The sequence below is a fragment of the Flavobacterium geliluteum genome (assembly GCF_017948595.1).
Lineage (GTDB): Bacteria > Bacteroidota > Bacteroidia > Flavobacteriales > Flavobacteriaceae > Flavobacterium > Flavobacterium flavipigmentatum.
Genome location: NZ_JAGFBV010000068.1, coordinates 1 through 1,142 on the forward strand (window position 1 = coordinate 1; position 1,142 = coordinate 1,142).

General features: G+C 41.2%; 1 protein-coding gene. It reads right to left on the minus strand.

The window, feature by feature from the left end:
- Positions 1–139: 139 nt before the first annotated feature.
- The gene (locus J3495_RS18970) at positions 140–619 is read right to left on the minus strand and encodes a hypothetical protein (protein ID WP_210668547.1); all 480 of its coding nucleotides are present in this window, start codon (positions 617–619) and stop codon (positions 140–142) included.
- Positions 620–1,142 lie beyond the last annotated feature (523 nt).

The window sequence follows — 1,142 nt, forward strand, 5'->3', positions numbered from 1 at the left end:
GCGGTGCACGGCGGGATCTGCTTTGGGATGCCTGCCTCCTTTATACGCTCTGGGTGTATTGCTTTTCACTGGATTTAGTTTATTATTGGTCTGGGGATTTTATTCCCTGCCTTTTCTTGGTCTGCTCTGGGTATTACTCCTACATGCCTAAGCCTTTTTTCTTCGGCATATTTTCTTGTTGCTGTTCATTCTGCCCTGTCTTAAAATCAATTTTCAAGGGCTGGTTGGTACGCTGTCTGAGTGACTCTTTTTCAGCCGGGCTTAGATTATTGTCCCCGCTGTAGTTTAGGTTACGTAAAACCGTTTTCACCGGTCCCATAATATCCGCAGGCTTTGCAGGCTGTTGTGCAGGGTTCTTTTCCTTTGGGTCAATTTTGATAACCAGAAATTTTCCTAACAGCCCGCTGATCCCTGTTTTTGTCGGGTTTCTAAGCTGTCTGAAAAAATTGGAAAAGAAATTGGTTAAAAAATTTCCGCCCCTGTCTATCCTGATAAACGGATTGCTCTGTCCGATGCCCTTTTTTTTGTTTTTTTTCTTCTTTTCTTCCTCCGGTTTTGGCGGTGTGAACGGCTTTTTTTTCTTTTTCTCCACCTTATCCTTTTGCTTGTCTTTTTTCATGGTCTTTGATTTTAAGCCAAAAGGTAATTCTTATACTTTCAGGCTCTGCTTTTTGGCACTCTGTGGCTTTGTTTGGCGGGACATGTCCGGTTTTGGACGGGATGGATTTTTATTTTATCCGAAAGAAATAATAAAAAGAAAACTAAGATAGGACGGGCTGGATCAGCCTGTCCAAAAGCTTACGGCATAATGTCTTGCTCGCGTACTCCCAAGCCACCCTTCGGGACTTATTCCGTTTCCTTTTGGCCTGTCTGCATCCCGTCCTGTGAAACTGCTTTCTTTTTCTTTTTTCCCTTTTTCTGTTTTCTTTGGAAAAATATTTTTTTTCTTGGTTTCTGTACAGGCTCAGTTGAGTGCCGTTTATAAATCTGCAAAGATCAAGGGTTTATAAAAAAGTATTTTTTACCTAAAAACTTAAAAAATGGGTTTGTTCTTTTCATTGAAGCTTGCCGTTATCTGCTGTTCGAACTCATGGAAATGATGTTCCAGCAGATTGCTGAGATAGGCATAGATGGTAATGTTG

What these genes read in the sequence shown, in the direction of transcription:
- J3495_RS18970 (WP_210668547.1), bottom strand. Translation starts at nt 619, where the DNA reads ATGAAAAAAGACAAGCAAAAGGATAAGGTGGAGAAAAAGAAAAAAAAG.